General features: G+C 61.4%; 7 protein-coding genes and 1 pseudogene. 7 read left to right on the top strand and 1 reads right to left on the bottom strand.

Features of this window, described 5'->3' with window-relative positions:
• Positions 1–175 precede the first annotated feature (175 nt).
• The 3 genes and pseudogenes from MF607_RS19700 to MF607_RS22835 all read left to right on the top strand — a co-directional run bounded on the left by MF607_RS19700 (position 176) and on the right by MF607_RS22835 (position 932).
• On the top strand, positions 176–364 hold the full coding sequence (locus MF607_RS19700) for a TniB family NTP-binding protein (RefSeq protein WP_242121866.1): 189 nt from the start codon (positions 176–178) through the stop codon (positions 362–364).
• 80 nt (positions 365–444) lie between these two features.
• A pseudogene (locus tag MF607_RS19695) lies at positions 445–540 on the top strand (recombinase family protein); the annotation flags it as partial.
• A gap of 41 nt (positions 541–581) precedes the next feature.
• Entirely contained in the window at positions 582–932 is a 351-nt protein-coding gene (locus MF607_RS22835; protein ID WP_347340904.1) for a methyl-accepting chemotaxis protein, read from the top strand.
• 34 nt (positions 933–966) lie between these two features.
• Here MF607_RS22835 and MF607_RS19685 read toward each other — a convergent pair whose 3' ends face one another.
• Entirely contained in the window at positions 967–1,638 is a 672-nt protein-coding gene (locus tag MF607_RS19685) for a recombinase family protein (RefSeq protein WP_242121865.1), read from the bottom strand.
• Between the two features lie 117 nt (positions 1,639–1,755).
• On the opposite strand from MF607_RS19685, the gene MF607_RS19680 reads away from it, so the two are divergent.
• From MF607_RS19680 to MF607_RS19665, 4 genes are all read left to right on the top strand, one after another.
• Positions 1,756–2,118: an AbrB/MazE/SpoVT family DNA-binding domain-containing protein gene (locus tag MF607_RS19680; RefSeq protein ID WP_242121864.1), complete on the top strand. Its 363-nt coding sequence runs from the start codon at positions 1,756–1,758 to the stop codon at positions 2,116–2,118.
• The gene (locus MF607_RS19675) at positions 2,111–2,509 is read left to right on the top strand and encodes a type II toxin-antitoxin system VapC family toxin (protein ID WP_116463056.1); all 399 of its coding nucleotides are present in this window, start codon (positions 2,111–2,113) and stop codon (positions 2,507–2,509) included. The genes MF607_RS19680 and MF607_RS19675 overlap by 8 nt, the downstream gene beginning before the upstream one ends.
• Positions 2,510–2,914: 405 nt before the next feature.
• Entirely contained in the window at positions 2,915–5,803 is a 2,889-nt protein-coding gene (locus tag MF607_RS19670) for a class I SAM-dependent DNA methyltransferase (RefSeq protein ID WP_242121863.1), read from the top strand.
• 80 nt (positions 5,804–5,883) lie between these two features.
• Entirely contained in the window at positions 5,884–6,132 is a 249-nt protein-coding gene (locus MF607_RS19665) for a hypothetical protein (RefSeq protein WP_198355615.1), read from the top strand.
• The last annotated feature ends 94 nt before the right edge of the window (positions 6,133–6,226 follow it).

Raw genomic sequence — 6,226 nt, 5'->3', positions numbered from 1 at the left:
GCGCTTCGCCAGGTCGATGGCGAGGATGTGGACGTCGGTCATCTGCTCCTCCTTCGCTTGGCACCTCCCGGTGCCGGTCCGGCATCATACGACGCCGCTCGAAGGGGGCATCCACCCCATCAGTTCAAACTGACCTTCGTGCTGGACCCGGCGTTGGCGCGACCTCGGGTTGGCGATGGACGAGGCGGATTTCACTGACGCTCAGGCGGTCGCCACCATTGTGCGGATCACGGGCGGTAATTTCCGTCTGCTCCATCGCCTGTTCGTCCAGATCGAGCGTATCCTGCGGATCAACGGCCTGAACGTAATCACCGACGACGTGGTGGAAGCGGCGCGCAGCACGCTTGTGATTGGCGTCAATTAGCGCTGACAGAACGGTGTCAAACAGCTCTGATATCTACAATCGAGCTAGACAGGCGCTCCGTCACACATACGCTCGTTAAAGTGACGACTCTGATCGGTTATGCGCGGGTGTCGAAGGCAGATGGCAGCCAGGTCATCGACCTCCATTGCGACGCGCTGGCAAAGGCCGGGGTGGATCTGGAGCATCAAGCCTCGATGCCGAGGGTCGGCCCCGGAAGGTGGTCAAGATCGCCTCGGACATCTCACGCCAGGTCGCGCTCGAGCGCGAGGTGCAGGAACGGCTGGAGGACCGCTGGCGCTTTCAGGCCGAACTGCAGCGCGGCAACGCGCAGCTTAAGGCGACGATGGAAGAACTGTCCGGTATCGTCGCCAGCATCGGCGCGATCGCCACGCAGTCCAACCTTCTCGCGCTGAATGCGACCATCAAGGCGGCACGCGCGGGTGACTCGGGGCGCGGGGTCGCCGTGGTCGCGAGCGAGGTCAAGAGGCTCGCGGGGGAGACGCGATCGGCTACTGATCGCGCGGCAAACATGATGGCTCGCGGACAACCCCTGACCTTGGTAGCCTAAATGACGACGTTCAATCGCTGTAGCGGGGTAGGACTCAGCTAGCCACGTCTGTTGTTACGCCTGCGGCCCTGGCGCGATGCAATGCCGTTACGCGCTTAACCTGGGCAATGCTGCAACCTGCCAGTTCGGCCGTCTTCGCGATGCTCATTCCTGCCTCTCGCAAGCCAATGATACGACGGTGATGGGCCAGGTCGGGCTTGCGCCCGGTATATCGCCCCGCCCTTTTGGCAATCTCGATCCCCTCCCGCTGACGCTCGCGCCGCGTCTCGTAATCGTCGCGTGCGGTCTGAAGGGCAACGCGCAGCAGCATGTCCTGTACCGCCTCCAGCACGATCCTGGCGACACCAGCGCTGTCCGCAACCAAGTCGGTCAAGTCCACAATACCCGGCACTGCGAGCCGGGCGCCCTTTGACCTGATCGTCGCCACCAGCAGCTCGGCGTCCGGTAAAGGCAGGCGGCTGATCCGGTCGATCTTCTCTGCCACCACCACCTCACCCGGCTGCAGGTCGGCAATCATTCGCAGCAGCTCGGGCCGATCCGGCCGAGCGCCCGACGCCTTCTCGCGATAAACTGCGGCGACGTAATAGCCTGCGGCACGCGCGCTGGCGACAATCGCCTCCTGCCGAGTCAGATCCTGCTCTTCGGTGCTGACACGTAGATACACGCGTGCGGCGCGGATCGCGGGTGGGGTGCTTTCGTCAACCATAGCCAATCTACATATACCCTTGTGAGCCAGTCATGCCCCAGTCGGCTCAGAACGGCAACTACCGATCCTACGTAGCGTAGCCAAGCGGACCGGGTCTAAGTAGCTGCTCCATCATCGATGAACGCTATTTCGGTGATCGGCCGTGCATCGATCCTCACCTGCGCACTGGCGTCCGACTTTGTTCTCCGGTATAAAGCCGTTGGACAGGTCGGAACAGCGGGTTTGGTGCAGATGGAAGCACAGAGGGTCAAGATCGTGGACGGTGGTAAGCTCGTTATCCCGGCAGCAATGCGCCGTGAGCTCGGGATCACCACGGGTGACACCGTTCTCGTCGATGTGGACGATGGCGAGTTGCGGGTACGTTCCGTACCTAAGGCACTTGAGCGTGCTCGCGCGATCCTGCGCAAGTATGTGCCCGAAGGTGTCGGCTTGGCTGACGAGCTGATCGCGGAGCGTCGGCGTGAGGCGGAGCGTGAGTAGCAAAGTCGTACTCGACGCCTCCGCCCTGCTCTGCCTTCTGAACGATGAACCCGGTGCGGATCGGGTAGTCGACGTCCTGACCCGCAGCATCATCGGAACGGCCAATCTCGCTGAGGTCGTTTCCAAGCTTCGGGACCGGGGATTGCCGCTCGACGAGGTGCGTGAGGCGCTTGGCGGGCTGCACCTCGATGTCCGGCCGCTCACTCCTGCCCAGGCACTCATAGTAGGCGACCTCCGGCCAGCAACGAAGGCGCTCGGTCTGTCTCTCGGCGATCGGGCGTGCCTTGCCTTGGCGATCGACTTGCAGGCCGAGATGCTCACGACGGACGGACCACTAGCGAGCGCTGATGTAGGCATCACCATCACCAACGTGCGCCCTCCGGCAGAGTAGTCGCACATTCGTGCTTTTGGGTGCGGCAGGCTCACGCGGATGCGGCGCGGTCGACCAGTGCGCCCGACGTCCACTGGTTAAGGCACAAATCTACTCTTTTCTGGTGCTGCTGTGGACGGATTACGTCCACTATTTCAGGGAAACCTACAATCGCAAAGCCGGAAGCAGCTGCCATACTGCCGATGTTGCGTCGCCGGCGTCTGGTAATGCCGGAAATACGACTATGTTCGCCGGATGCGGACGCTCGATCGAGTTCAGTCCGCCGGACTCGCTCCAGCGGGTGCCGGATGGGCGCCATGTGGGCGTGGCGTCGGTCCACGAGGCTGACCGCTGCTCCAGCGCGATTGCCCGGGGAGCACAATCAGTTATGCCCTGCATCCTCCCCGCTGCTTCGATTTGGATGTTATGACGCCCTACGACTTTCTCACCAAGTGGCGTGCGAACGAACTGAAGGAGCGGTCGGCGTCACAGAGCCACTTCATCGATCTCTGCGCGCTCCTTGGCTTGCCAGATCCGGTGTCGGCCGATCCTACGGGTGACTGGTTCACCTTCGAGAAGGGTGCCAGCAAAACGAGCGGCGGAGAGGGGTGGGCCGATGTCTGGCGCAAAGGCTGCTTCGCCTGGGAATATAAAGGACGTCATGCCAATCTCGACAAGGCGAACGCCCAACTGCTTCAATATGCGGTAGCCCTGGAGAATCCGCCGCTGCTGATCGTGTCCGACATGGCCCGAATCGTCATCCGGACCAACTGGACCAACAGCGTGCAGGAAAAGCACGAATTTGTGCTCGACGACCTGGTGGACGCTGCGGTGCGGGACCGGCTCAGGGCCGCGTTTCTTGATCCGGAGGTCTTCCGTCCCAAAAAGTCGCGTCAGGAACTCACCGAGGAAACGGCCGCTGAGTTCGCCGGACTGGCTCAGCGGTTGCGTGATCGCGGCCACGAGCCGCACGACGTGGCGCATTTCGTCAATCGCTTGGTATTCTGCATGTTCGCGGAGGATGTTGGCCTCCTCCCGGATCACCTGTTTACTAAAATGCTCGAGGTGAGCCGCCGCAGCGTAGACGAGTTTTCGCAAAACGCCTCGACGCTATTCGGCGCTATGGCCCATCGTGGCGGCAAGGTCGGTTTCACCGCTATCGAGTGGTTCAACGGCGGGTTATTTGAGAACGACGCCGTTCTGCCTGTGACAGCGGACGACATCGAGCAGCTTCTACGCGCAGCCGGGCGAGACTGGAGCCAGATCGACCCGTCTATCCTTGGTACGTTGTTCGAGCGCGGGCTCGATCCCGCAAAGCGCAGCCAATTGGGCGCGCATTACACCGATCGCGACAAGATCATGGCGATCGTGCGCCCTGTGATCATCGAGCCCATGGAGGCCAGGTGGGCCGAAGCCAGAGCCCGTATGACCACGCTCGTCGAGAATGCCCCCCGTCAAACCAAGGAAAAGCTTCTTCGCGGCGCCGAGCTGGGCAAGCGCACCCGCGCGCTTGCCGAGGCTGCGGCAATCCACGAATCCTATATTGAGCAGCTGGCACAGTACCGAGTCCTCGATCCCGCCTGCGGGTCGGGCAACTTCCTTTATGTCGCGCTGCGGGCGCTCAAGGACATAGAGCACAGAGCCAATCTCGATTCCGAGGCGCTCGGCTTGCCCCGGGGCTTTCCGCGCGTTGGCCCCGAATGCGTGCTCGGGATTGAGCTTAACCCGTATGCTGCGGAGCTCGCGAGAGTTTCGGTCTGGATCGGCGAAATCCAGTGGATGCGGCGGAATGGGTTTGATGCCGCCAAGAACCCCATCCTTCGACCACTCGAGACAATCGAGTGTCGAGACGCGGTACTCCGGGAGGATGGCACACGTGCCGAATGGCCGACTGCAAATGCCGTGATTGGAAATCCTCCCTTCCTGGGCAACAAGAAGATGATCGCCGAGCTCGGTGAGGACTATACTCGCGCACTCCGCGAGGCGTGGCCCGAGGTGCCCGGAGGCGCTGATCTCGTCTGTTATTGGTTCGCTGCAGCGTGGTCGATGATGGCCGGGGAACGCCTGGATCGCGCAGGGCTCGTGACAACGAATAGCATTCGAGGAAGTGCAAACCGTGATGTCCTAAAGCCGGTCGTTGACCAGGGGCGCATCTTCGCTGCTTGGAGTGACGAAGGATGGACGGTCGAGGGAGCGGCGGTTCGGGTGTCGCTGGTGTGCTTCGACCGTGACCATGGGCTGCCCGCTCAGCTGAACGGCGTCCCGGTCGGTCGGATCTTTGCCGATCTGTCAGCCGAGCGCGGCGGTGCCGATCTCACGACTGCGGCCCGCCTCGCAGCGAACCGGAACGTCGCGTTTCAAGGTCCGGTCAAGGTTGGGCCGTTCGATGTGGAAGGGGAAACCGCAAGGAGCTGGCTGAGGAAGCCCAAGAATCCGAATGGCCGTTTGAACGCAGAGGTTGTGCGCCCACTCCTAAATGGCATGGATATAACTAGACGGCCTTCTGATCGGTGGATCGTCAACTTCGGCGAGATGGCTCTCGACGAAGCCGCGTTCTTCGAGGCTCCATTCGAGTATGTCAGAACCGATGTGAAACCTTTGCGGGATCGCAATCGTGACGAGGGCCGGCGTGAGAACTGGTGGCGTTTGGGTAGGTCCGGACGTGACATGGCCGAGGCATGCGCTGGTCTCACGAGAGCGATTTTTACCCCCCGTGTCGCAAAGCACCGCCTGTTCGTTTGGGCGCAGCCGCTTACCGTGCCAGACAGCCGCGTGGCTGTTATCGCCCGAGACGACGATACTACCTTTGGCATCTTACATTCCCGTTTTCACGAGCTGTGGTCGTTGGCGCTTGGCGGCTGGCATGGCGTCGGAAACGACCCCCAATATACACCCTCTCTCGGGTTCGAGACCTTCCCATTTCCTGATGGTCTGACGCCAAACCGACCGGCTGCCGGTTATGCCGATGATCCTCGAGCCCAAGCAATAGCTTCGGCTGCAGCGCGGCTAAACGACGGTCGCGAAAGCTGGCTCAACCCGGAAGAGCTGATTATCCGGATTCCGGAGGTCGTAGCGGGTTATCCCGATCGTCTTATCCCCAAGGATGAGGATGCCGCAAAGGAACTCAAAACGCGGACGCTGACCAACCTGTACAATGCACGGCCGCAGTGGTTAGCCAATGCTCATGCAGTGCTCGATGAAGCCGTTGCAGATGCCTATGGATGGGGGGACGATTGGCGTTCCGGGCGCCTCTTAGACGATGAGGTTTTGTCGCGGCTTTTCCAGCTAAATCAGGAACAGCATCAACGGCGGTGAGGAACTGGCTCGCGCCTGCGTTGGAGCAGAGCCTCTTCCCCCGCGTTCTCCCGTCTACCAAACTGCTCAGACGGGAGATCATGATGGAGCAACCGGGTCTGCATGGACGTCACCGTGACAAGAACGGTGAGATCAGCCGCAAACATGGCAACACTCTCGTGAGGACCCTGCGGAAGATCTATGGGTCATCGTTCGCCCAAGGCGCGGAGCCGAATGAGAAGCTGTCCGACTTGCTGGCCGAGATGGACGAGCCATCGCTGACCAAGTTGGTTCATGACCATGAGCATGGCCATCTCGAACGGAAGATTGGCGAAGCCGAGGCCGCCTAACCTGTACTGGTCGCGCGGAGGCGAGCCTTGCGTCGGCTTTCGCGTGATCACTCCAACTCCCCCCTTGTGCGAACCAGCGTCCCTGTCACCATCG

This window comes from Sphingomonas lacusdianchii (assembly GCF_022664395.1).
In the GTDB taxonomy this organism is placed as follows: Bacteria; Pseudomonadota; Alphaproteobacteria; order Sphingomonadales; family Sphingomonadaceae; genus Sphingomonas; species Sphingomonas lacusdianchii.
The sequence above is the reverse complement of the archived record's forward strand: the minus strand, read 5'-3'. Positions and strand labels throughout refer to the sequence as shown.

Bases quoted from the DNA above. Each gene is read 5' to 3' on its own strand.
- MF607_RS19700 (WP_242121866.1), top strand. From the start codon at position 176: ATGGACGAGGCGGATTTCACTGACGCTCAGGCGGTCGCCACCATTGTG.
- MF607_RS19685 (WP_242121865.1), bottom strand. From the start codon at position 1,638: ATGGTTGACGAAAGCACCCCACCCGCGATCCGCGCCGCACGCGTGTAT.
- MF607_RS19680 (WP_242121864.1), top strand. From the start codon at position 1,756: ATGAACGCTATTTCGGTGATCGGCCGTGCATCGATCCTCACCTGCGCA.
- MF607_RS19670 (WP_242121863.1), top strand. From the start codon at position 2,915: ATGACGCCCTACGACTTTCTCACCAAGTGGCGTGCGAACGAACTGAAG.
- MF607_RS19665 (WP_198355615.1), top strand. From the start codon at position 5,884: ATGATGGAGCAACCGGGTCTGCATGGACGTCACCGTGACAAGAACGGT.